Genomic DNA, 22201 nt, shown 5'->3' with positions numbered 1-22201 from the left:
TGGCGGGCGCCCTCGCCCTCCTGGTGGCCGCCGCCGGCGTCGCGCTCTGCATGGGCACGCCGTACGTGGCGCCGCACCGGCTGCCCGCGGCCCTGAGCGGTGACGGCCTGGAGTCGGTCGTCCTCACCGAACTCCGGCTCCCGCGGCTGGTGCTCGCGCTCGCCGCCGGAGCCTGTCTGGGCGCCGCGGGCCTGGTGCTTCAGGAAGCGCTGCGCAACCCGCTCGCGGTGCCGGAGCTGATCGGTGTCTCCTCCGGCGCGGCTCTCGGCGTCGCCGCACCGCTGGTGCTGGCGCTCTCGGTCCCGGCCGCTGTGGAGCCCCTGCTCGCGCTCGGCGGTGCGGTGTTCGGCGGTGTCCTCACTCTCGTGGCCGCGGGATTCGGGCGCAGCCCCTCTGCCGTACTCCTGACCGGAGCGGCCGTGTCGGCGGCTCTGCAGGCCGGGCTTCTGGTGCTGATGGTGCTGGCCGACCAACTGGACCTCCAGCTGATCTACCGCTATCTGCTGGGCAGTCTGTCCGCCCGCACCTGGGACGACGTCATGGGGCTGGGGCCCTGGCTGCTCGTCGCGGTGCCCGCACTCGTGCTGTGCGCTCCGGTCCTCGGTGTGCTGCGCCTTGGGGACGACGACGCCCGGGCCCTGGGTGTACGGGTCCGGTGGGCCCGGCTCGGTGCCCTCTCGCTGGCCATCGTGCTGATCGCCCCCGTCGTGGCGGTCTGCGGGCCTGCCGCCTGGGTCGGCTTCCTGGCCCCGCAGTTGGCGCGAAGGCTCCGCCCGGGTGCGGAAGCGCTGAGCCTGCTGCCGTGGTCCGCCCTGTGCGGCGCGCTGGTCGTGCTGTGCGCCGACCAGCCGGCCCGGCTCGCACTGGCGCCGATCGAGACACCGGTCGGCGCGTGGACCGCGCTGCTCGGCGTTCCGGCGGGCGTGGCACTGATGAGAATCCGGCGGAGCAGCCCCCCGGAACAGGCCTCCAGGGGCCGCGGAGTCTTGGTGGGAGGAGACCGGTGAGCGCACCGACTGCTGTACGGACGCGGGCACCCGAGACCCCGCGCTGGCCGTTCACGTTCGGAGCGGGACCGAGACTCTGCCTGCTCGTGATACTCGTGGCCGTCGCGTTCTGCGCCTGTCTGTTCGCCGGGCGGAACCCGTCCGCCGGACAGGTGTGGGAGATCCTGACCGGCCAGGGGGACCCCACCGCCCGGCACATCGTGCTTCGGCTGCGGGTGCCGCGCGCGCTCGTCGCCCTCGGCGCCGGGGCGAGCCTCGGACTGGCAGGCTGCCTGCTCCAGTCGGCGTTGCGCAACCCGCTGGCCGGACCGGAGGTCACGGGCGTCACCCCTGGCGCCGTGCTCGGAGCCGTGGCGGCGACCGGACTGGGGCTGGCGGGCTGGGAATCCCCGACGGCAGTGGTCGTCGCCGCGTGCCTGGGCGGCTTCACCGGAGCGGGACTGCTGTGGCTGCTCGCCGGGCGCCGCAAGAGCGACCCCGAGGAGACGGCGGTCTACGGGGTACTGGTGTCCGCCGTACTCGCCGGGCTCACCTCGATGGTGCTGCTGGTCGCGCCAGGCGAGCTCGGGAGCGTCGTGCAGTGGCTGATCGGCTCGACCGAGGGCCGGGTCCGGGAGCACTGGACGCTCCTGTGGCCCTGGGCCCTGGTGTGGGGCGTCGCCTCCTGCGCCTTGGCCGCGCCGCTGACGCTGCTGCGGTGCGGCGACGAGCAGGCGACGGCGGCGGGACTGGCCGTCGGGAGGGCGCGCGGAGCGGCGCTCGTGGGCGCCGTCGCGCTGACCGCAGGTGCGGTCTCCGCCGTGGGGGCGCTCGGTTTCGTAGGACTGCTTGTGCCGCATCTGGCGCTCGCGGCGTTCGGCGCCGACCTGCGGACCACCCTGCCGGGTGCCGCGCTGATCGGCGCGGTCGTGGTGTGCGGCGCGGACGCGGCGGCGCAGGTGCTTTCCCGCGTGCTGGTGGAGGGGCTGGGCGCCGAGCGGATGACCGTGCCTGCAGGGGCGCTGACGACGTGTGTGGGCGCCGTGCTCCTGCTCGTCGTGGCGCGACGCCATGGGGCGGGACAGGTGTGAACGTGCGGCAGATGACACCCCAGTGCATTCAGGAGGACGGATGACCATCCCACAGACCTCGGACGCGGGAGTACGGGAGACGGGCGCGGCAGGCCCTACGGGCACCTCCGCCGCTCCCGCGCAGGACGCCATTTCCGTGGACGGAGTGAGCTTCGCCTATCCCGGACGTACGGTCCTCGCGGACATCCATCTGCGGGTCGCCACAGGGGAGTCGGTGGCCCTGGTGGGCCTCAACGGCTGCGGGAAGAGCACCCTGCTCCGGCTCGTCGCCGGGCTGCTGCGGCCCTCGGCCGGGCGCGTGCTGCTGGCCGGCGAGGACGTGGCACGGCTCTCCCGGAGAGCCACCGCGCGACGGGTCGCACTGCTCCACCAGTCCTCGCCCGCGGTACCGGGCATGACGGTACGTCAATTGGTGAAACAGGGACGGTATGCGGCCCGCGGCCCCCTCGGCATGCTCAGGGAGGGCGACGACGACGTCTGCGCGCGGGCGCTGGCCGATGTCGGGGTCTCCGACTCGTCGGACAGGATGGTCGATTCCCTCTCGGGCGGTGAACGCCAGCGGGTCCGGCTGGCCATGTCCCTGGCGCAGGACACGAACGTACTGCTCCTGGACGAGCCCACCACCTATCTCGATCTGCGCCACCAGCTGGAGGTGCTGCAAACGGTGGCGAGGCTGCGGGACGAGCGCTCCCTGACCGTGGTGATGGTGCTGCACGACCTGGGCCACGCGGCGCGCTTCGCGGACCGCATCGTCGCCCTGCGGGGCGGCCGGGTGGCTGCCGACGGCCCGCCCGCACGCATCGTCACCCCCGGTCTGCTCGCCGAAGTGCTGGGTGTTGCCGGGCGGGTGGGCACGGACCCGGTCGGTGGCTGGCCGGTGTGTTACCCAGATCACCCTCTGCCTCCCGAAGAGCTATTGCGGAATGATAATCGTATTCATTAGTGTCGGGCTGTGGCGCCGACCGGGCGCCGCGGTCCCCCAAGCGAATGGAGACTTCTCATGGAGCAGAACAAGGTGTTCAGCCCGATCGCCGAGCAGGGTCAGCTGGCCCACCTGTCGGCCACCCACTCCAACGCCCTCGTCGAGAACCCCTTCGACGACGCCGAGTTCGCCGGCGACGACGACAAGTAGAGCCAAGTGAGCGGGCCCGCCCAGTCGTTGGGCGGGCCCGCTTCGTCTTCGCAGTTCGTCCCCCACCTAGGAGCCCACTCGTGACCGTCAGCAGACTCGCACCAGGCGTCGAGCTCGTCACCGTGCCCGGACAGGGCCTCGCGGTGCGCACGCAGGACGGGGAGTTCCTGCGCGTCGACACCGGGCAGGTGCCGTCGGCGGAACTGGTGGCGCGGTTCGAAGGCGGCCGGGAAGGAAGCCCGGAGCTGGAGAAGCTCGTGGCGGCGTTCGAGGGCGCCGGATACGCGGGGGAGTGCGCCGCGCTACCGCTGGCGGGCCGGGCCGTTCTCGTCCTGGGCGACAAGCCACTGGCCGACGGCCTGGCGCGCCGGGCCGCCGCGGAAGGCGCCGCTGTCATGCGCCCCGGCCACGACGAGGTCGCCGCGCTGGCCGAAGAAGGCGCCGGACTCCCGCACGGGGTGCCGGCTGCGGTCGTCTGGTGCCTCGACTCGCCCGTCCCCGAAGGCCTGTGGGATGCGGCCGACCGGCTCCCCGCGCTGGAGATCGGCTGGCTGCGCTGCCATCGCGAAGGCTTCCAGGCGTGGATCGAACCCCTCGCCGCCGAAGCCGGTGATGTCACTGCGGCGGATGTGCGCCTGAGGCGGCTCGCCGCCTCCCCGGCACACCGCGAACTCGCCGCGTACTGGGCCGGTCGCCGGACGGCAGAGACCCAGGGGTGCGGCACCGAAGCATCGGCGGCGCTGATCGTGGAACTGCTCACGGCCGACCTGATCGCCTGGGCCGGCGGGCAGCACACGACGGGCCGCCTGCCCGTACGCCGCCGTCTGCGCCGCGTGGATCTGCGTGACCTGACGGTCAGTGAGCACCCTGTCCTGGCCGTACCCGCCGTGGCCCCGGTCCCCGGGCGGGGCACACCCCGATGAGCGCGTCCGGCGCGGCCGCCACGGTGCTGGTCGGAATGGCCGACGGCGCACGGCTCGCCGGGGACCTCTGCCTCCCCGCAGGAGACGGGCCGTTCCCGGCGGTCCTGATCCGCACACCGTACGACCGCCGCCGCCACCGCGCCGAGCTGCGTGCCTGGGCGGCCTCGGGCTTCGCCGCCCTGGCGCAGGACGTACGGGGGAGGTACGCGTCCGAGGGGCAGTGGCACCCCTACCGGAGCGAGGAGGCGGACGGCGCCGCGACCGTGCGGTGGCTGCGCGAACAGCCCTGGAGCAACGGGCAGGTCGTGGCCCACGGGAGTTCGTACGGCGCGCACTGCGCGCTGGCGACCGTGCTCGGGACGTCGGCGGACGGCCGCCCGGATGCCGTCATCGCGGCCGTGCCCGCGCTCGGAGCCGCCGAGACGGCGCGCGAACCGGGTGGCCCCGAACGGTTGTTGGCCCGCGCCGGCTGGTGGGCCGCGCACGGCGACCGCCGTACGTCCGACGGCACCGCCCTGGAGGACGCCCTCGCGCAGGACTCCCGCCTGCTCGAACATCTCCCGGTGACCGGGCTGCCGTTGAGGCGGCGGCGGGCTCTGCCCTCCTGGCCGCAGTTGTGGGCGGCGGAACGCGACGGTGACCTGCTCGCCCGCGCGGCGGCTGCCGACATCCCGCTGCTCGCCGTGGGCGGCACACGTGATCCCTTCCGCGGCGACACGGTGGAGCTGTGGCGGCACTGGGGTGGCCCTTCCCGGCTACTGATGGGCCCCTGGGGGCATGCGCTGACCGCGGCCCCCGGCCCCGAAGCCAGGCCGCAGCACCGGCTCAACCTCGGTCGGCTGTACGTCCGTTGGGCCGAGGCGGCTCTTCCCGGCGGCCTCGCGCCCGGGCGGCGCGGTGTCACCGCGCTGGGCGGCAGCGGCTGGTGGGCCTCCATGGCGGACGGGCCGGCGCCCACCTCGTACCCCTTCTCTACCGCACTGCGCCTCCTCGGCGGTCCCGGCTTCGAGGCTGACCCCGAACAGCCCTTCTGCTCCGACTACTTGGACGTACCGACGGCCGGTCGCCCCGACCGCTGCCTGCTGGTCACGCCGCCTCTCCCCAGGCCGCTGGACCTCCTCGGCCCGGCCGATGCCCGGCTGGTCGTGGTCGCGGACACGCCCACCGCCGACTGGGTCGTACGCCTCGTCGCCCTCGACCCCCGGGGTGTCGCCGACCACCTGGCGACAGGCGTCGTACGGCGCACCGACCCCGCGCACGAGACCGCACGGCTCTCGGTGCCGCTCGGTCACCTGTCCCGGCGCCTGCCCGCCGGAACCCGCCTGCGTGTCGAAGTCGGCGGGCACCACTTTCCCGCGCACGCCCGCAATCCGCACACCGGGGAGGACCCGGTCACCGCGACCCTGCTGCGGTCCTCGAATCGGTCCGTGCAGCTCGAAGACAGCGCGCTCGCCCTGCCCGTCGTCGCCGCCCGGCACCGCGCCGCGCGCGTCAATCCCGCCCAGGAGATCTGCCGTTGACCAGCACGAGCGTTCCGGCCGCCCCACTCTCTCTCGATGATCTCGTGGACCCCGTCTGCGGACTGATCCGCGCGGTGGAGCCCGTCGAACACCCCGCGGGGGCGCCACCCCGCTACACCGCCATGACCGCCGAGGTCGCCGACGCCCGGAGATTCGGGGCCTGGCCCGCCGACCGGGTGGCACTCGGGACGACGTTCGGCGATCCCGTGGGCGCCCGGATCGCAGCCGTCGCGGAAGCGGTCGAACGCTACTGCGGCAACCGGCTGCCGCCGCCCGGACACTTCGGGGCGCCACGGCGCGCGACGGCCCAGCAGCTCGTCGACGAGGGAAAGCGGCTGTACGGTCCTGACGACCTGCCCCGGTACGCGCCCTGGCAGTACGCACGCCAGAACTTCCCCTACCGGCCGTTCCTCGCGGACACCCCCGCCCTGTGGGCGGTGGGCAACGAAGGCGGCGAGAAATGCTGGGCGCCGGTCGCCCTGACCCATCTCAACTGGCGCCAGGGGGAGCTGCGTTCGCTGCCCCGGACACACCATCTCAACTACGCGGGCATAGCCACCGGCCAGGGACTCGACGACGCCGTCGAGCGCGGCCTGCTGGAGATCGTCGAGCGCGACGCCCTGGAACTGTGGTGGCACCTCGACGGGCCCACCCGGGGCATCGACCCGGCCAGTGTGCCCGGACTGACCGCCGACCTGGACGGCTGCGACCTCGACGTCCGGATCGTCGAGATGCCCTCGGAGTTCGCCCCCTGCATGGCGGCGCTCGTCCACGACCCGCGCCGGGGTATCCACGCCGCGGGTTTCGCCTGCCGCTACGACCCGGCCGAGGCGGCCCGTAAGGCCGTGCTCGAAGCCGTACACACCTGGGTGTTCACGCAAGGAGCGGTCGAACGCGACGGGTGGGTCTTCAAGGCGGTCGACGCCGGCATGTTCGCCCCCGGTCTCTATCTGGAACACCGCGCCGACCGGCGCTACCTCGACGACTGCGGCACCGACTTCGCCGCGGTGCGCGACCTCGGCGCACACGTCCAGGTGTGGCTCGACGACCGGGTCACTCCGCTGGCCACCCGGTTCACCGAACCGGCGCACGGAGTCGTGGACATCGCGGACGTCGCGCAGGGCAGCCGCCGTGCCCTCGACGGGCGGCTCGCGGCCGGCGGGCACCGGGTGGTCACCTTCGACCTGACCACCGAGGACGTCAGGGCGACGCCGCTCAGGGTGGCGCGCGTGCTCGTCGCCGGTCTCATCCCCAACGCCCCTGCCGCGTTCGCCTACTTCGGCAGTCCGCGCTTCGCCGATGCGGCCCTGTCCAGGGGGTGGCGGTCGACGGAGCCGTCCGGGCCCCAGGACTTCACCCTCGTACCGCCGCCACACATGTAGGGGAACGACGTGCTCGCACCACCCACCACGGACGACACGGCTCGCGCGGCTCTCGCGCTCGCCCGGTCCGGCGCGCCGCCCGGCCCGGACATCCCGGCCGGGTCCTTCCCCCGCTGGACCGGGCGGGCGACGCCGCTCACCGCCCGCACCGCACCGGACCTCGACCGTGTCCTGCGCCATTCGCTCGCCGTCACCCCGACCGAGGCGGGCAACGGGCGGCTGCGGCCCGCGCCTTCGGCGGGCGGGCTGTGCCCCGTGGACGCCCATCTCCTGGTGGGCGCTTCGGGTGCGCTGCCGCCCGGACGCTACGCCTACGACGCGGTACGTCACCGGGTGCACCGGCGCGGCCCCGCCCCGGCCGACCCGCCGGCCGGCACCCTCGTCGTCCTCACGGTGACCGCCCGGCGCACCGTCTCGCACTACGGGCACCGCGCGCTGCCGCTGCTGCTCCTGGACGCCGGTCACGCCGTCGCCGCACTGGTGTCGGCCGGCGCGGCCGGCATGAGCCTGGACACGGACGGCGCCCTCCTGTCGGCAGCTGCGGGCCTGCCCGACCCCAGGCTGTGGCAGCGGACCTGGCCCGGGACCACACCCCAACACCCCCTCGCCGCAGTCCTCATCGGCCCGGAGAACGGGGACTCCGGGGCCGCCCTCGCACGCTGGGCGACGTGTCCGCCCGGGGCGGCCCCGCAGCCGGACCCCGGAACCGAGGCGACGTCCCCCGCGCTGGAGCGGACCTGGCGCGCTCTGGAAGCCACCGCTTCGGCGGCACGGCCGGGGGAGTGGACGACGCCGAAGGTACGCGTACCCGACAGGACCCTGATGTCCCGGCGCAGCGCTCCACCGCCGCTGAGCGGCGCACCGTCACCCGAGGACCTCGCCCATGTCCTGGCCCGCGCGGTCGGGGCACTGCCCACAGGACCCCGGTGGTGCGTCGCCACCGGCGGTGCGCACCCCGGTCTGCTGCACCTCGCACCCGACGGCAACCGACCGCACCGTCCGACTCTTCACCCACTGGCGTCCGGCGAGGCCCGCCCGACGCTCGCGGCCTGGGCCGCGGGCCAGGGCTGGATCGCGGAGGCGGGGGCCGTGCTCCTCGCGTACGGGTGTCCCGAGGATGCGGACGCGCAACGGATTCGCCGCGATCACCTGGCCACCGGATACGCCGTCGGCCTCGCCCAACTCGCGGCCATCGAACTGAATCTGACGTCACGTCCGCTCGGTTCCTGGCAGCGGGCCGACCTCGGTGCCGCACTTGGTGGCCCACCCGGCCGCGACTGGATCGTCCATGGACTCGCCCTGGGAAGAGGGGATCAGCCGTGATGCTTCACCCGGAGCTGACACGCGCCGCCCGCGCGGCGCGCGGCGCGCTGCTCGGCGCCACCGCACTGCTCGGCGCGGTGGCCCTGACGCACCTCGCGCAGGCGGTGCTTCTCGCCGTCGCGCTCTCCGCCATCGCCCGCGGCGACACCCGGCACTTGCCCGCGCTGCTGGCCGGGGTGCTGTTGGCCGTCGTGGCCCGCGCGGGCCTGAGCTGGTGGCAGCGGCGCACCGCCGTGAACGCCGGATCTCGCGTACGCGTCGGTCTGCGCGACGTGCTGATGGAACACCTGGGCCGGCTGGGCCCCTCCCATGTCCAGGGCGCGCGCGTCGGCGCCGTACGCGCCACACTCGTCGACGGCGTCGAAGGAGTGGACGCGTACGTCTCCCGCTATCTGCCCCAACTCCTCATCACCTGCGCCGTCCCGCCGCTGCTGCTGATCGCCGTGGCCGCCCTCGCCCCGTACGCACTCCTGGCCCTCGTACCCGCGTTGCTTCTGGCACTGCTGGCCCCCCGCTGGTGGGACCGGCTGCTGGAACGCCGAGGGCGCGAGCACTGGGAGTCGTACGAGACCCTGGCCGCCGACTACCTCGAAGCCCTCCAGGGCATGCCCGCCCTGCGCGCGGCCGGAGCGGTCGGACGGACCCGGGCGCGGCTGGAACACCGCTCGGACGCCCTCCACCGCGCCACTGTCGCCAAACTGCGCGTCTCCCTCGTCGACACAGGTCTCACCGATCTGGCGATCCAGGGCGGGACGGTCGCAGCCGCCCTGGTGGCCTGCGCCTCCGCCGCGTCCGGGCACACGACGGCGACAGGCACCTATCTGCTGTTGATGCTGGCCTCGGAGTGCTTCCGCCCGGTACGCGACCTTTCCAGGGAGTGGCACGCGGGATACCTCGGGGTCTCTGCAGCGGACGGGATCGCCACCCTGCGCACCGCCCGGGGCGGTGTACCGGACGAAGGCCGCCACCGGGCTGACTGGTCCACCGGGCCGGAGATCGCGTTCGACGACGTGACGTTCCAGTACGCGGGGGCCGCGCGGCCCGCACTGGCCGGGGTGACGTTCACGGCGGCGGCCGGACGTACGACCGCCGTGGTCGGGCCCTCCGGGGCGGGAAAGTCGACCCTCCTGTCCCTGCTGGCCCGCCACCACGACCCCGGAGACGGCCAGGTGCTCGTCGACGGTGTCCCGGCGGCGCGGTACGCCCTGGATTCCCTGCGTCGGGGCATCGCCGTCGTCTCGCAGGAGACGTACTTCTTCCACGCCACCGTCGCGGACAACCTCCGGCTGGCCCGCCCCGACGCAACCGAGGGCGAGCTGCGCGGTGCCACGCGCGCCGCGGGCATCGACGACGAGATCGCCGCCATGCCGGACGGCTATCTGACCGTGCTGGGCGAGCGGGGCGCCACCCTGTCCGGCGGTCAGCGCCAGCGCCTGGCCCTCGCCCGCGCCCTGCTCGCCGACGCACGCGTCCTCGTCCTCGACGAGGCGACCAGCGCGGTGGACGAACGCGGAGAGGCCCGGATCGGCGAGGCCCTGGCACAGGCCGCGCGCGGACGTACCTGCCTCGTCATCGCCCACCGCCTGGACGCCGTACGCCACGCGGACCGCATCGTCGTCCTCGACGGCGGACGGGTACGGGCCATCGGCGACCACACCACCCTCATGGCCGAGAACGGGCTCTACGCGGCACTGGTCGAGGCCGGACGAACGAAGGAAGCGGGACGAGCGGCATGACGACCCTTCACGCCGAGGAGCGCGACGCGCGCGGCGCCCTCCGGGGCCTGCTGCCCGCGCTCGGCGCGCACCGGCTCATGGTGGCGCGCACCTGCGCCGCCGCACTCACCGACCAGGCAGCACTCGTCGCCCTGGTGACGCTGGCCGCCCACACGGTCGGCGCCGCCGTCATCGAGGGGCACGCTCCGTCCGGTGTCACCGTGGCGGCGCTGATCGTGCTCGTCCTCGTCAAGGCGCTCGCCACCTGGCGGGAGATGGACCTGAGCCACGATCTCGCCTACCGGGTCCTGGCCGTGCTGCGGGTACGGATCTTCGACGGGCTCGCCCGCAGCGCACCGGCCCGGATCGGCGGCAGGCGCAGCGGCGACCTGGCGGCGACGGCGATGGGGGACGTCGAGGCCCTGGAGTTCTTCTACGCTCACGCGATCGCCCAACTCGCGGCTTCGGCAACGGTGTTCGGTGCGGGCGCCGCCGCGCTGGCGGTCGTGGAGCCACGGATGCTGATCGCGGTGCTCCCGGTCGCGGTACTCCTCGTCCTCGCCCCGTTGCTGGAGGGACGGGGGAGGACGCGCCGGGGAGCCCGGACCCGTACAGCGGCCGCCGAACTCTCGGCGGAGGCCGTACAGACCGTGGACGGACTGCGTGAACTGCTCGGCTTCGGCGCCCTGCGCGCCAGGCGTGCGCGACTGGCCGAGGCGGGCCGGGGGCTGGCCGACGCACAGCGGGCCGAGCAGTCATGGGAGGCGGCAGCCGCGGCCGTCCGCGACGCGCTGGTGGTCGCGGCGGTGACGGGGGTCGTGGCGATCGCAGCGCAGGCGGTCGCCACCGGGCGGCTCGACGGGGCCTGGGCCCCGGCCGCCATGGCCCTGGCACTCGGCACCCTCGCGCCCGCCGCCGACGCGGCGGCGGCGCTGGGCCAGGCCGGTGGGCTGCGGCCGGCCGCCGCCCGGGTCGGGGCGGCCATCACGGCTCCGGCGGGCGCCGTGGAACCTCTCGCGCCGAGGCCCGTTCCCGGCGGCCCACTGGGTGTGCGACTGCGCGGCGTCCGCTTCGACTACGGCGGGCGGAGTGTCCTCGACGGCATCGACCTGACCGTACGGGCCGGGGAGACCGTGGCCCTCGTGGGCGTCTCCGGGGCCGGCAAGTCCACCTGCGCCCATCTGCTCGCCCGCTTCTGGGACCCTTCCGCGGGCACGGTCGAACTGCTGCCCGCCGACGGCTCCGTACCGGTCGACCTGCGGGACCTGGCGGAAGCCGAGCTGCGCGGAGCGGTCGCCGTGGTCGGCCAGGAGACGCCCCTCTTCCACGGCACCCTCGCGGACAACCTCCGCCTCGGCGCGCCGGACGCGAGCGACAGCGAGGTGGCCGAGGTGGTCCGCCGCTGCGGCATCGACCGCTTCGTGGAGAGCGTGGACCTGCATGTCGCGGAACGCGGCACGACACTCTCCGGCGGCCAGCGCGCCCGGATCTCCCTGGCACGCGCCCTGCTCGCCGACCCCCGCGTCCTGGTCCTCGACGAGACCACCGCTCACCTCGACACGGCCGGAGACGCCGAACTCGCCACGGCGCTGGCGGCGGCGTCCTGCACCCGTACGACCATCTGGATCGCCCACCGCCCGGCGACGATCCGACGGGCCGACCGCATCGCCGTCCTCGACGCGGGACGCATCGTCCAGGAAGGAACCTGGGAGCAACTCGTCTCCCAGGGAGGCGCTTTCGCGGAGGCCGTGGTCCCGGGGCGGGCCGGAACATCCCTGTAGGTCCGGCGCGAACATGCCTGTAGGCCCGGCGCGGGGGAGCGCGCCGGACCTACAGGACCCGTCGTTCCTGCCCGCGCCGAGGAAGCCGGACAGCACGGTGACCGGCAGTCGGTCGTCCGTCACGGCCTTCAGCCCTCCGGGCGAAGCAGACCGCGCTCGTACGCCTTGGCCAGCCGCTGCGGTACGCGGTACACCGCTCCGTCGACGGTGATCGGCACCAGCTGCGGTGGGGTGGCCTTCCACTGCGCCCGGCGGTGACGGGTGTTGCTGCGGGACATCTTCCGCTTCGGGACAGCCATGACTCGCTCCTCGTGTTCCTCGGTGAATGAACGGCTCCGAACGCTACATGGAAATGGATTCCATTACCAAGTGGCCTGACTCGTGACGCCATCGCGTATCGGCTCGTTGGGGAGGAAAATGAGTCAGTGGCGCAAATGCACAGCGTGCGGCTGACCTCGGAAGCGGCCCCGGAATGACCAAGGGGCCCTGAAGGCGGAGAGAGTCATGACTACTGCACACGCTCCTCATACCGACCACGCGCATCAGCACGGCGAGGGCTGCGGCCATGTCGCCTTCTCGCACGGTGACCATGTGGACTACGCGCACGACGGCCACGTACACCGCGTCCACGAAGGCCACGTGGACGAATGCGTGACCGGTGCGCACGCCGCCCACGAGAACCACGCGCACCAGCACGGTGAGGGTTGCGGCCATGTCGCCGTCCCGCACGACGGCCACACCGACTATGTGCACGACGGTCACCGGCACGCTGTGCACGACGGGCACTGGGACGACCACTGACCCGGCGCCCGCCGCGCGCGTGGGTCACTCCACGACGCTGAGGACGAGCTTGCCGGTCGTACGGCCCGACTCCCCGAGCTCATGGGCCTTGGCCGCGTCCGCCAGGGGCAGTACCGCCGCGATGTGAGGCCGCAGCCCGCCCGCGTCGGCGAGTTCCGCGAGCGCCTTCAGTCCGGCATGGTCCGGCTCCACGATGGTGAAGCCCGCCCGCAGGCCCGACTCGGCCGCCACATCGGCGAGTCGGGCCTCCGCCGGGGAGGCGAGGGAGACGACCATGCCGCCGGGCCGCAGGGTGCGCAGGGAGCGGGGGCCGTAGTCCCCGCCGATGGTGTCGATCACCACGTCGATGTCCCGGGCCGCCGTGGCGAAGTCGGTCGTCGTGTAGTCGATGACCTCGTCGGCGCCCAGGGACCGTACGAAATCGTGCTTGGCGGCGCTGGCCGTGCCGATGACATGGGCGCCCAGGGACTTCGCGATCTGGACGGCGAGGTGGCCCACGCCGCCCGCCGCAGCGTGGACGAGGACCCGCTGGCCGGGGCGCACGGCGGCGGTGTCCATGAGGGACTGCAGGCTGGTGAGCGCGGCCACGGGGAGCGCCGCGGCCTCCACATGGGAGAGGGTGCGCGGCTTGCGGGCCAGATGCCGGGCGGGAGAGGTGACGTACTCCGCGTACGTCCCCGCGGGCTGGGGGAGGCGCGGCATCCCGTACACCTCGTCGCCGGGCTGGTACATGGTCACTCCGAGGCCGACCGCCTCGACGGTGCCCGAGACGTCCCAGCCCAGCCGGACGGGCACGCCGAGCAGGCCGCCCGTGGAGCGGTGCCACCAGTCGGTCGGATTGACGCCGGCAGCGTGGACGCGGACGAGGACTTCCGAGGGGCCGGGTTCGGGACGGTCCACCTCGATGAGCTTCAGCACCTCGGGTCCGCCGAGTGAATCCTGACCGATGGCGCGCATGTGCTGCTCCCTTGTGCGAGGTGAGTGTGTACGGGGTGAGTGGTGGCTGTCGGACCAACCCTGCGGCAGCGGCCCGGCAGCTTCGAGTGTCCGGATGGCCATCATGTGGAAGGATCTGGCCATGCATCGCGTCGTCGTACTGGCCCTTGAGGGTGTCTATCCGTTCGAGCTGAGCATCCCGGTACGGATCTTCGGGACCGCTGTCGGCGGCGACGGGCAACCGTTGTACGAGGTGGTCACCTGCGGTCTGGACGGCGGCCCGGTCCGGTCGAGCGCAGACTTCACCGTCGGTGTCGAGCGCGGGGCCGAGGCGATCGCGACGGCGGACACCCTGGTGATCCCGCCGTTCGCCTGCGGGCCCGACGGCGAGCGCGACTGGCTGCCCGCCCCGCTGGCCGAGGCGCTTCGTCGACTCCGTCCGGGTGCGCGGATCGTGTCGATCTGTACCGCCTCGTACGTCCTGGCATCCGCGGGACTGCTCGACGGCCGCCCCGCGACCACCCACTGGAACGAGGCGGAGCAGTTCCAGCGGATGTTCCCCCTGGTCCGGGTCGACCCGGACGTGCTGTTCGTCGACGACGGCGACGTGCTCACCGCGGCAGGGGTCGCCGCCGGGGTGGACCTGTGCATGCACCTGGTGCGCCGGGACCACGGCAGCGAGGTCGCCAACCGGGTGGCGCGGCTCTGCGTCGTACCCCCGTGGCGCGACGGCGGGCAGGCGCAGTTCATCGAACGGCCGGTCCCCGAGCTCGCGGCGGCCACCACCTCGGCGACCCGCGCGTGGGCGCTGGGCGAGCTCCACCGCCCTCTCCAGCTTTCCGAGCTGGCGGGCCACGCGCGCATGAGCGTACGGACGTTCTCGCGCCGCTTCCGCGACGAGGTGGGGATGACGCCCGGGCAGTGGCTGGCCCAGCAGCGCGTCGAGCGGGCGCGACGGCTGCTGGAGACGACCGATCTGCCGGTCGACCGGGTCGCCGAAGAGGCGGGCTTCGGGACCGCTGCCTCCCTGCGGCAGCACCTCGTCGCCGGCATCGGTGTGCCGCCCTCGGTCTACCGTCAGACGTTCCGCGTCGGACGCCCCGCACCGGCCGCGAGCGCCTGAAGACCGTCACACTCGCTTCGCCGGCCTTCCCCCCGGAGTGCGGCGTGCCCGCGGACGGCGGACGATGAAGCAGATGAGCCGTTCAGCGGGTACGAGACGTGAAGGGCCGGGCAGTACCGATGCCCTGGTCGTACTGAGCAACGTCAACAAGCACTTCGGCGCGCTGCACGTGCTCCAGGACATCGACCTCACCATCGGCCGGGGCGAAGTGGTCGTCGTCATCGGCCCCTCCGGAGGCGGGAAGTCCACGCTGTGCCGGGCGATCAACCGCCTGGAGACCATCGACTCGGGCGAGATCTTCATCGACGGCAAGGCACTTCCCGCCGAGGGCCGTGAGCTGGCCGCACTGCGGGCCGATGTGGGCATGGTCTTTCAGTCGTTCAACCTCTTCGCCCATAAAACTGTGCTCCAGAACATCACTCTGGGCCAGCTCAAGGTCCGTAAGAAGGGCAAGCGCGCAGCCGAGGAGCGAGCGCGCTCGCTCCTGGAACGCGTCGGCGTGGCCTCGCAGGCGGACAAATACCCCGCGCAGCTCTCGGGCGGTCAGCAGCAGCGCGTGGCCATCGCCAGAGCCCTGGCGATGGACCCGAAGGTCATGCTCTTCGACGAGCCGACCTCCGCACTCGACCCGGAGATGATCAACGAGGTGCTGGAGGTCATGCAGCAGCTCGCCAGGGACGGCATGACCATGGCCGTCGTCACCCACGAGATGGGCTTCGCCCGGTCGGCGGCCAACCGTGTGGTCTTCATGGCCGACGGGCGGATCGTGGAGGAGGCGACGCCCGCGCAGTTCTTCAGCGACCCGCGCAGTGACCGGGCCAGAGACTTCCTGTCGAAGATCCTCAAGCACTGAGCGGGCCCGGGAACCGGCCGCTCGTCGAGGCCCCACCGAGATCCCCAGGGATGATCACCATGAACGTTCGCAGGACAACCGCAGCGGCCGCCGCCGCGCTCGCGCTCTCCCTGACGACCGTGACCGTCGGCTCCGGAGGGGCCCAGGCCTTCGGCGCGGGCAGTGGTTCCGGGAGCAGCGCCGACACGATCACCATCGGCATCAAATTCGACCAGCCCGGCATCGGTCTGAAGACCCCGGATGGCACGTACACGGGCTTCGACGTCGATGTGGCGACCTATGTGGCCAAGGAGCTCGGCTTCGCGCCGGGCGACATCAAGTGGAAGGAAGCCAAGAGCGCCGACCGCGAGACGCTGCTCCAGCGCGGCGACGTCGACTTCATCGCGGCTTCGTACTCGATCAACGACGAGCGCGAGAAGAAGGTCGACTTCGCCGGTCCGTATCTGCTCGCGCACCAGGACGTCCTGGTCCGGGCCGACGACGACTCCATCAAGGAGCCCGAGGACCTGAACAACAAGAAGCTCTGCTCGGTCACCGGCTCGACCTCGGCGCAGAACGTCAAGGACGAGATCGCGCCCAAGGCGCAACTCCAGGAGTACGGCGGCTACTCGGAGTGCCTGACCGGCCTGGAGAACGGGGTCATCGACGCGCTGACCACCGATGACTCGATCCTCGCCGGGTACGCCGCGCAGGACGAGTTCAAGGGCAAGTTCAAGCTGGGCGGCTTCAAGCTGAGCAACGAGAACTACGGCATCGGTGTCCAGCAGGGCAGCGAACTCAAGGCCGAGATCAACACGGCCCTGGAGAAGATGGTCTCCGACGGCTCCTGGGACGCGTACGTCGAGAAGAACTTCGGCCCGGCCGATTACAAGAACGAGCCCGCGCCGAAGATCGGCAACGTCGTCCAGTAGCACCGTTCGAGGTCCGGCAGTTGGGCGATTCCGGCAGTTGGGCGATGAGGTGCGCCGCCGCGTCGGCGGCGCACCGGGCCCTCCCCACACGCGAAAGCGCGGGACATCGTGTTCGACTTCCTTGAAGGCTATGACCTGTTGGGGGCCTTCTGGGTGACGGTTCAGCTCACCCTCTACTCCGCCGCAGGCTCCCTCGTCTGGGGCACGGTCCTGGCGGCGATGCGGGTCAGCCCCGTGCCCCTGATGCGCGGCTTCGGCACCGCCTACGTCAACATCGTGCGGAACATCCCGCTCACGGTGATCATCATCTTCACCTCGCTCGGGCTCTTCCAGACGCTCGGTGTCAGCCTCGGCGCGGAGGACTTCACGGCCATCAACTTCCGGCTCGCCGTGCTCGGTCTGACCGCGTACACCGCCGCGTTCGTCTGCGAGGCGCTGCGGTCCGGCATCAACACCGTGCCCGTGGGTCAGATCGAGGCGGCGCGTGCCATCGGGCTGAGCTTTACCCAGACGCTGCGCCTGGTCGTCCTCCCGCAGGCGTTCCGTTCCGTGGTCGGGCCCCTGGCGAACGTCCTGATCGCGCTGACCAAGAACACCACGGTATCCGCCGCGATCGGGGTCGCCGAAGCCGCGGCGCTGATGCGGGAGATGATCGAGAACGAGGCCCAGCTCATCCTCATCTCGGCTGTCTTCGCGGCCGGTTTCGTCTGCCTCACCCTGCCCACCGGGCTCTTCCTCGGCTGGGTGAGCAAGAAGGTCTCGGTGCGGCGATGACCCCTCCCCTGTACGACGCCCCGGGGCCACGCGCCAAGCGGCGCAACCTCCTGTACACGCTGGTGTTCCTGGTGGCCATCGCCCTGCTCGTCTGGTGGGTGTACAGGAGTCTCGACGACAAGAACCAGCTGGAATGGGCCAAGTGGAGGCCGTTCTTCACCGACTCCCGCGCCTGGAGCACGTACATCCTGCCGGGCCTGCAGAACACCGTCCTCGCGGCCTCCCTCTCCATGGTCATCGCCCTGCCCCTCGGCGCGCTCCTCGGCATCTCCCGGCTCTCCGACCACCGGTGGGTGCGGGGCACGGCCGGCACGATCGTGGAGTTCTTCCGCGCCATTCCCGTACTGATCCTGATGCTCTTCGCCAACTCCGCGTTCTCCGAGTTCACCGACATCAGCCCCGAAACCCGCCCGTTGTACGCGGTGGTCACCGGGCTCGTGCTCTACAACGCCTCGGTGCTCGCCGAGGTGGTGCGCGCCGGAATCCTGTCCCTGCCGCGGGGCCAGACCGATGCCGCCCAGGCGATCGGGATGCGCAAGGGGCAGACGATGCTGCACGTGCTGCTGCCGCAGTCCGTCACCGCGATGCTGCCGGCGCTCGTCAGCCAACTGGTGGTCATCGTCAAGGACACGGCGCTCGGCGGCGCGATGCTCGGCTTCTCGGAACTGCTGGCCTCGGTGCGCCCGATGAGCGCCAACTACGGGGCCAACACCATCGCGAGCTTCACGGTCGTCGCGGTGATCTTCGTCGTGATCAACTTCGCCCTCACCACCTTCGCGAGCCGGCTGGAGGGCAGGCTGCGGCGCGGCAAGAAGTCGACCGGAGCGGTGGTGGGGGCCGAGGCCGTCGAGGAACTGGCGACTCCGGGCGAGCACATCGTGCCGGGCGGCAAGGGCGGCATCGGAGGCGGTTCCGAGGGCGGTAAGAAGTAGGCCCCTCGGCAGGAGCGGCACCGGCGGTGTGCGGCAGCCTCCTGGCTGCGCTCGGTGGATTTTCGGTAACGGGACCCCGGCGGAATGGCGAAACGTGATTAGCTTAGGCTTGCCTAACTCTCACCGCTCGCCAATCATGAGGAACACCAATGCTCGGGTCCACCCGCCTGCGTCGTCACACCATCGCAGCCTCGGCCACCGCCGCCGCTCTCGCGCTCGTCCTGGGCGGCTGCTCGTCCGGCAGTGACGACGAGAAGAAGACGGAGTCCTCGGCGAAGGGCGGGGGAAGCTTCCCCGTCTCGATCAAGAGTGCCCTCGGTACCGCGACGATCGACGCGAAGCCCGAACGGATCGTCACCCTCGGCCAGGGTTCCGCCGAGACGGCGATCGCGCTCGGCCACACTCCCGTGGGCACAGAGAGCTACGAGTGGGGCAGCGACAAGAGCGGCTACCTCCCGTGGATCAACGAGGCCGTGAAGAAGTCGGGCGACAAGCTGCCCAAGCAGTTCACGGGCGGCGAGGACATCGATATCGAGGCCATCACCGAGCTCGAGCCGGACGTCATCCTCGCCCCGTGGTCGGGTGTCACGCAGGAGCAGTACGACATCCTCAAGGACATCGCCCCGACCGTGGCCTACCCCGACCAGGCGTGGAGCACCGACTGGGACCAGCAGATCGACATCATCGGCAAGGCCCTCGGCCAGACCGACGACGCCAAGGGTCTCAAGACGAAGATCGAGAAGCAGTTCGCCGACGCCGCGGCCACCCGGCCGAACTACAAGGACGTCACGTTCTCGTACATCTACAACACCGGCCCCGGCACCCTCGGCGTGTTCAAGCCCGGGGAACAGCGCGTCTCGATGGTCTCGTCCCTCGGACTGACCGTCGACCCGGTGGTGAACACCTTCAAGGAGACCGAGGGCACCGACTCGGCGCTCATCGGCCTGGAGAACGCCGAGAAGCTGAAGGACAGCGACCTCGTCTTCACGTTCTACATGGACGACAAGAGCCGCAAGGAGATCGAGGCGCAGCCGCTGTACGCCGCGATCCCGGCGGTCAAGAAGGGGGCGGTCGTCGCCAGTAACGACAACCCCTTCGTCACCGCCTCCTCGATCATCAACCCGCTCACCGTTCCGTGGGTGATCGACCGTTACCTCCCGCTGATCGACAAGGCCGTCGCCGCCGCGGGCAAGTAACTCACCACAGGCATCCCGTATGACTACCACCGCACACGCACCGCCGAGCGGCGCAGGTACCTCGCGTACCGGCGCCGCTCGGCGTGCGTTGACCCTGATCGTCGGAATGGCCGTCCTGGCGCTCGCCGTGTGCGCGAGTGTCATGTTCGGCAGCAGGTCGACCTCGTTCGGCGACGTCATCGACGTCCTCTCCGGCACCGCCGACCCCAACATCACCACCATCATCGAGAGCCGCTATCCGCGGACCGCCCTCGGTGTGCTGGCCGGGCTCTGTCTCGCTGTCGCGGGCACCCTGATGCAGGGCGTCAGCCGTAACCCGCTCGCCGATCCCGGACTTCTCGGCATCAACGCGGGCGCCTCGGCGAGCATCGTCACCGCGACGGCCTTCTTCGGGGCCACCGGCAGCACCGCCACGATGTGGTGGGCCCTGCCCGGAGCGCTGATCGCCGGAGTGCTCGTGCACGTCATCGGCTCCTCCGGAGCGAGCACAGGACTGGTGCGCCTGGTCCTGGCGGGCGCCGTCCTCTCCGCCGTGCTCATGGCGTACATCCAGGCCGTCACCCTGGGCAGGCCCAAGGTGTTCGACAGCTACCGCTACTGGGTCGTCGGCGCGCTCGGCGGGCGGGACTTCGACGTCTTCATGGCGGTCCTGCCGTTCGCGGCGGTCGGATTCGTCATCGCCCTCGTGCTCGGACCCAGCCTCAACACGCTGGCCCTCGGCGACGCCACCGCGGCCTCGCTCGGCGCGCATCCCGCACGGGTGCGGGCCGGCGGGCTCTTCGCGGCCACGCTGCTGAGCGCTGCGGCGACGGCGGCCGTCGGCCCCATCGCCTTCGTCGGCCTGGCCGTTCCGCACGTCGTACGCGCCCTGGTCGGCGTGGACTTCCGCGTCCAGATCGCGTTCTCGGCCATCGCCGGGCCCGCGCTGCTGCTCGCAGCGGATGTGGTGGGCCGTATCGTCCTGCGCCCGCAGGAACTGATGGTCGGCGTCGTGACCGCGTTCATCGGAGCGCCAGCGCTGCTCCTTGCCGTACGCAGAATGAGGGGAAGCACATGACGGCGGACCAGGCGGGATTCCGGACCGCCTCACCACGGGGCTTCCTCACCCTCGGACGCACCGTCGCAGTGCCCGTCCGGCGGGTGTCGGTCATCACCGCGCTCGTCCTCCTGCTCCTCACGGCAGGCGCCGCGATCGCCACGCTGTCGCTCGGCCGGCTCGGCATCCCGCTCGCCGACCTGGCCGGGGCGCTCACGGGCGGAGCGGAGGGCAAGGACGCGTTCGTACTGGAACGGCTGCGCGGCCCCCGGCTCGTCGTCGCCCTCGGTACGGGAGCGGCGCTGGGCCTGTCCGGGGCGCTGTTCCAGTCCGTGACCCGTAACCCGCTCGGCAGCCCCGACGTGATCGGGCTCGGGTCCGGGGCGGGCGCGGGCGCCGCCATCGTGGCCCTCATGCTGCCGGACACCGTGCCCGTGTCCCTGGGGGCCCTCCTCGGCGGGGTGCTCGCCATGGTGCTGGTCCATGTGTCCACCGGCACCGGCTTCCGCAACCCCGCCCGGCTCGTCGTCGCGGGAATCGGCGTGGCGGCGATCTGCACAGCGGTCACGCAGTACGTCGTCTACGCGATGGAGCGGGACCGGGCGGCCGTCCTCGCGGCCTACGTCAACGGCAGCCTCTCCGCGAGATCCTGGGACGACGCGGGCACGATCTGGCTGGTGCTGCTCGTCGCGGCCCCGCTGTGCGCGCTGATCGCCCGACGGCTCGACATCGGCGAGATGGGCGACGACATCGCCGCGGGTCTCGGCTCCGAGCCGCAGAAGACCAAGACCCTCGCCGTGGTCCTCGCGATCGTCCTCTGCGCGGGTGCCGTCAGCGTGGCAGGCCCCATCGCCTTCATCTCGCTGACCGCCGCTCAGATCGCCAAACGCATCACCAGGGTGTCCGGGCCCCATCTCCTGCTGTCCGCGGTGACCGGCTCGCTGCTGCTCGTACTGGCCGATCTCGCCGCCCAGCAACTGCCCCTCTTCGACAACCTCCCCGTCGGCATCTACACGATGGCCATCGGCGGCGCGTACCTCGGCTACCTGCTGACCCGCGAATGGAGGAGGGGCGTGCTCTAGTGCCTGGACCTTTCCGGTCACCTCACTGGCTTCCGCATCGCCAGCCGGTGGTCGCCACTGGCCTCGTACAGGTTCGTCGTCCATACTGCCCGCCGTGGAGCAGCGCATAGATTCGAAGACAAAACCCGAGTTCGCCGCAGGCACCGACCCGGCGTACATCCCCGGCCTCACGGCCCCTGTCGCGGCGCGGACGGAGGAAGACGTGGAGCCGGCCGACTCCCCTGCCGAGGATGCCGACGTTGCCGGGCCGGCGGACAAGGCGGCCGAAGCGGAGGCGGAACCGGAAGCCGATGCGGAACCGGATGCGGAAGCCGAACCGGAAGCGGAAGCCGACGATGCCGCCGAGCCGGACGCGGCGGAGCGCCCGGACGAGGACGACGGTCCCGTCTTCGAGGTCAGTGACCGTCGCGGTTCCATCAGGGCCGACCGTGCGGGCGTACGGTTCCGCCTGGACGACCAGGAGGCCGAGTTCACCTGGGACGAGATCGGCGCGGTCGAGGTGAAGACCGCCCGCTTCGGGCGCCGGTTCACCGTCACCGTCCACGTGTCGAGCCGCCGTTGGTTCAACGCCGAGGTCGAGGCCGCCACTCGGAGCGCCCTCAAGGAGTGGCCCGCGCAGCTCGACGCGGCGCTGGACGCCTACTTCGAGGAATCCTGACCCGCGGGGGCCGACCGTGTGCGGGGTGGGAGGGCAGTTGGTCTGC

General features: G+C 72.0%; 22 protein-coding genes. 20 read left to right on the top strand and 2 right to left on the bottom strand.

The window, feature by feature from the left end; genetic code table 11:
• The first annotated feature begins 50 nt into the window (after positions 1–50).
• The 10 genes from ACFT7S_RS02370 to ACFT7S_RS02325 all read left to right on the top strand — a co-directional run bounded on the left by ACFT7S_RS02370 (position 51) and on the right by ACFT7S_RS02325 (position 11853).
• Positions 51–1007: a FecCD family ABC transporter permease gene (locus ACFT7S_RS02370; RefSeq protein ID WP_382725913.1), complete on the top strand. Its 957-nt coding sequence runs from the start codon at positions 51–53 to the stop codon at positions 1005–1007.
• Positions 1008–1087: 80 nt separating this feature from the next.
• A complete protein-coding gene (locus ACFT7S_RS02365; protein ID WP_382725910.1) occupies positions 1088–2077 on the top strand; it encodes a FecCD family ABC transporter permease in 990 nt (329 codons plus the stop codon).
• 40 nt (positions 2078–2117) lie between these two features.
• Positions 2118–3020, top strand: a complete 903-nt coding sequence (locus tag ACFT7S_RS02360; protein ID WP_382725783.1) for an ABC transporter ATP-binding protein — start codon at positions 2118–2120, stop codon at positions 3018–3020.
• 57 nt (positions 3021–3077) lie between these two features.
• A complete protein-coding gene (amiA, locus tag ACFT7S_RS02355) occupies positions 3078–3209 on the top strand; it encodes a streptamidine family RiPP (protein ID WP_362837983.1) in 132 nt (43 codons plus the stop codon).
• Between the two features lie 80 nt (positions 3210–3289).
• A complete protein-coding gene (locus ACFT7S_RS02350) occupies positions 3290–4132 on the top strand; it encodes a hypothetical protein (protein WP_382725780.1) in 843 nt (280 codons plus the stop codon).
• Positions 4129–5652 (top strand): CocE/NonD family hydrolase, encoded by a 1524-nt coding sequence (locus tag ACFT7S_RS02345; RefSeq protein ID WP_382725777.1) that lies wholly within the window; start codon positions 4129–4131, stop codon positions 5650–5652. Before ACFT7S_RS02350 ends, ACFT7S_RS02345 begins: the two co-directional genes overlap by 4 nt.
• Positions 5643–7034 (top strand): YcaO-like family protein, encoded by a 1392-nt coding sequence (locus tag ACFT7S_RS02340; protein WP_382725907.1) that lies wholly within the window; start codon positions 5643–5645, stop codon positions 7032–7034. Before ACFT7S_RS02345 ends, ACFT7S_RS02340 begins: the two co-directional genes overlap by 10 nt.
• A gap of 9 nt (positions 7035–7043) precedes the next feature.
• Positions 7044–8357, top strand: coding sequence for a nitroreductase (locus tag ACFT7S_RS02335; protein ID WP_382725774.1), 1314 nt, complete (start codon positions 7044–7046; stop codon positions 8355–8357).
• Positions 8354–10093: an ABC transporter ATP-binding protein/permease gene (locus tag ACFT7S_RS02330; protein ID WP_382725771.1), complete on the top strand. Its 1740-nt coding sequence runs from the start codon at positions 8354–8356 to the stop codon at positions 10091–10093. The genes ACFT7S_RS02335 and ACFT7S_RS02330 overlap by 4 nt, the downstream gene beginning before the upstream one ends.
• Positions 10090–11853, top strand: coding sequence for an ABC transporter ATP-binding protein (locus ACFT7S_RS02325; RefSeq protein ID WP_382725768.1), 1764 nt, complete (start codon positions 10090–10092; stop codon positions 11851–11853). Before ACFT7S_RS02330 ends, ACFT7S_RS02325 begins: the two co-directional genes overlap by 4 nt.
• Before the next feature lie 128 nt (positions 11854–11981).
• Here the strand turns inward: ACFT7S_RS02325 and rpmF are convergent, their stop codons facing one another.
• Positions 11982–12152, bottom strand: coding sequence for a 50S ribosomal protein L32 (gene rpmF, locus ACFT7S_RS02320; RefSeq protein ID WP_382725765.1), 171 nt, complete (start codon positions 12150–12152; stop codon positions 11982–11984).
• A 205-nt stretch (positions 12153–12357) separates the two neighbouring features.
• Here rpmF and ACFT7S_RS02315 point away from each other — a divergent pair, with 205 nt between their 5' ends.
• The gene (locus ACFT7S_RS02315) at positions 12358–12654 is read left to right on the top strand and encodes a hypothetical protein (RefSeq protein ID WP_382725763.1); all 297 of its coding nucleotides are present in this window, start codon (positions 12358–12360) and stop codon (positions 12652–12654) included.
• Positions 12655–12678: 24 nt separating this feature from the next.
• Here the strand turns inward: ACFT7S_RS02315 and ACFT7S_RS02310 are convergent, their stop codons facing one another.
• Positions 12679–13611 carry an NADP-dependent oxidoreductase gene (locus ACFT7S_RS02310; protein ID WP_382725760.1) on the bottom strand — a complete coding sequence of 311 codons (933 nt, stop codon included), beginning with the start codon at positions 13609–13611 and terminating at the stop codon, positions 12679–12681.
• Between the two features lie 121 nt (positions 13612–13732).
• Here ACFT7S_RS02310 and ACFT7S_RS02305 point away from each other — a divergent pair, with 121 nt between their 5' ends.
• The 9 genes from ACFT7S_RS02305 to ACFT7S_RS02265 all read left to right on the top strand — a co-directional run bounded on the left by ACFT7S_RS02305 (position 13733) and on the right by ACFT7S_RS02265 (position 22155).
• On the top strand, positions 13733–14713 hold the full coding sequence (locus ACFT7S_RS02305; protein ID WP_382725904.1) for a GlxA family transcriptional regulator: 981 nt from the start codon (positions 13733–13735) through the stop codon (positions 14711–14713).
• A 73-nt stretch (positions 14714–14786) separates the two neighbouring features.
• Entirely contained in the window at positions 14787–15566 is a 780-nt protein-coding gene (locus ACFT7S_RS02300; RefSeq protein ID WP_382725757.1) for an amino acid ABC transporter ATP-binding protein, read from the top strand.
• A gap of 59 nt (positions 15567–15625) precedes the next feature.
• Positions 15626–16477 carry a glutamate ABC transporter substrate-binding protein gene (locus ACFT7S_RS02295; RefSeq protein WP_382725754.1) on the top strand — a complete coding sequence of 284 codons (852 nt, stop codon included), beginning with the start codon at positions 15626–15628 and terminating at the stop codon, positions 16475–16477.
• A gap of 108 nt (positions 16478–16585) precedes the next feature.
• Positions 16586–17251 (top strand): amino acid ABC transporter permease, encoded by a 666-nt coding sequence (locus tag ACFT7S_RS02290; protein ID WP_382725751.1) that lies wholly within the window; start codon positions 16586–16588, stop codon positions 17249–17251.
• Positions 17248–18183: an amino acid ABC transporter permease gene (locus tag ACFT7S_RS02285; RefSeq protein WP_382725748.1), complete on the top strand. Its 936-nt coding sequence runs from the start codon at positions 17248–17250 to the stop codon at positions 18181–18183. Before ACFT7S_RS02290 ends, ACFT7S_RS02285 begins: the two co-directional genes overlap by 4 nt.
• A 149-nt stretch (positions 18184–18332) precedes the next feature.
• On the top strand, positions 18333–19379 hold the full coding sequence (locus ACFT7S_RS02280) for an iron-siderophore ABC transporter substrate-binding protein (RefSeq protein ID WP_382725745.1): 1047 nt from the start codon (positions 18333–18335) through the stop codon (positions 19377–19379).
• Positions 19380–19398: 19 nt separating this feature from the next.
• Positions 19399–20436, top strand: a complete 1038-nt coding sequence (locus ACFT7S_RS02275; RefSeq protein ID WP_382725742.1) for a FecCD family ABC transporter permease — start codon at positions 19399–19401, stop codon at positions 20434–20436.
• Positions 20433–21497 carry a FecCD family ABC transporter permease gene (locus tag ACFT7S_RS02270; protein WP_382725739.1) on the top strand — a complete coding sequence of 355 codons (1065 nt, stop codon included), beginning with the start codon at positions 20433–20435 and terminating at the stop codon, positions 21495–21497. The genes ACFT7S_RS02275 and ACFT7S_RS02270 overlap by 4 nt, the downstream gene beginning before the upstream one ends.
• Positions 21498–21591: 94 nt before the next feature.
• On the top strand, positions 21592–22155 hold the full coding sequence (locus tag ACFT7S_RS02265; protein WP_382725736.1) for a hypothetical protein: 564 nt from the start codon (positions 21592–21594) through the stop codon (positions 22153–22155).
• The last annotated feature ends 46 nt before the right edge of the window (positions 22156–22201 follow it).

Origin of the sequence: Streptomyces sp. NPDC057136, from assembly GCF_042670885.1 — a bacterium.
Lineage (GTDB): Bacteria > Actinomycetota > Actinomycetes > Streptomycetales > Streptomycetaceae > Streptomyces.
The sequence above is the reverse complement of the archived record's forward strand: the minus strand, read 5'-3'. Positions and strand labels throughout refer to the sequence as shown.

Excerpts from the sequence above, each read along its gene's own strand:
- rpmF (WP_382725765.1), bottom strand. The coding sequence starts at position 12,152 with ATGGCTGTCCCGAAGCGGAAGATGTCCCGCAGCAACACCCGTCACCGC.
- ACFT7S_RS02325 (WP_382725768.1), top strand. The coding sequence starts at position 10,090 with ATGACGACCCTTCACGCCGAGGAGCGCGACGCGCGCGGCGCCCTCCGG.
- ACFT7S_RS02305 (WP_382725904.1), top strand. The coding sequence starts at position 13,733 with ATGCATCGCGTCGTCGTACTGGCCCTTGAGGGTGTCTATCCGTTCGAG.
- ACFT7S_RS02370 (WP_382725913.1), top strand. The coding sequence starts at position 51 with ATGGGCACGCCGTACGTGGCGCCGCACCGGCTGCCCGCGGCCCTGAGC.
- ACFT7S_RS02360 (WP_382725783.1), top strand. The coding sequence starts at position 2,118 with ATGACCATCCCACAGACCTCGGACGCGGGAGTACGGGAGACGGGCGCG.
- ACFT7S_RS02345 (WP_382725777.1), top strand. The coding sequence starts at position 4,129 with ATGAGCGCGTCCGGCGCGGCCGCCACGGTGCTGGTCGGAATGGCCGAC.
- ACFT7S_RS02270 (WP_382725739.1), top strand. The coding sequence starts at position 20,433 with ATGACGGCGGACCAGGCGGGATTCCGGACCGCCTCACCACGGGGCTTC.
- ACFT7S_RS02310 (WP_382725760.1), bottom strand. The coding sequence starts at position 13,611 with ATGCGCGCCATCGGTCAGGATTCACTCGGCGGACCCGAGGTGCTGAAG.
- ACFT7S_RS02295 (WP_382725754.1), top strand. The coding sequence starts at position 15,626 with ATGAACGTTCGCAGGACAACCGCAGCGGCCGCCGCCGCGCTCGCGCTC.
- ACFT7S_RS02315 (WP_382725763.1), top strand. The coding sequence starts at position 12,358 with ATGACTACTGCACACGCTCCTCATACCGACCACGCGCATCAGCACGGC.
- ACFT7S_RS02275 (WP_382725742.1), top strand. The coding sequence starts at position 19,399 with ATGACTACCACCGCACACGCACCGCCGAGCGGCGCAGGTACCTCGCGT.
- ACFT7S_RS02300 (WP_382725757.1), top strand. The coding sequence starts at position 14,787 with ATGAGCCGTTCAGCGGGTACGAGACGTGAAGGGCCGGGCAGTACCGAT.
- amiA (WP_362837983.1), top strand. The coding sequence starts at position 3,078 with ATGGAGCAGAACAAGGTGTTCAGCCCGATCGCCGAGCAGGGTCAGCTG.
- ACFT7S_RS02285 (WP_382725748.1), top strand. The coding sequence starts at position 17,248 with ATGACCCCTCCCCTGTACGACGCCCCGGGGCCACGCGCCAAGCGGCGC.
- ACFT7S_RS02280 (WP_382725745.1), top strand. The coding sequence starts at position 18,333 with ATGCTCGGGTCCACCCGCCTGCGTCGTCACACCATCGCAGCCTCGGCC.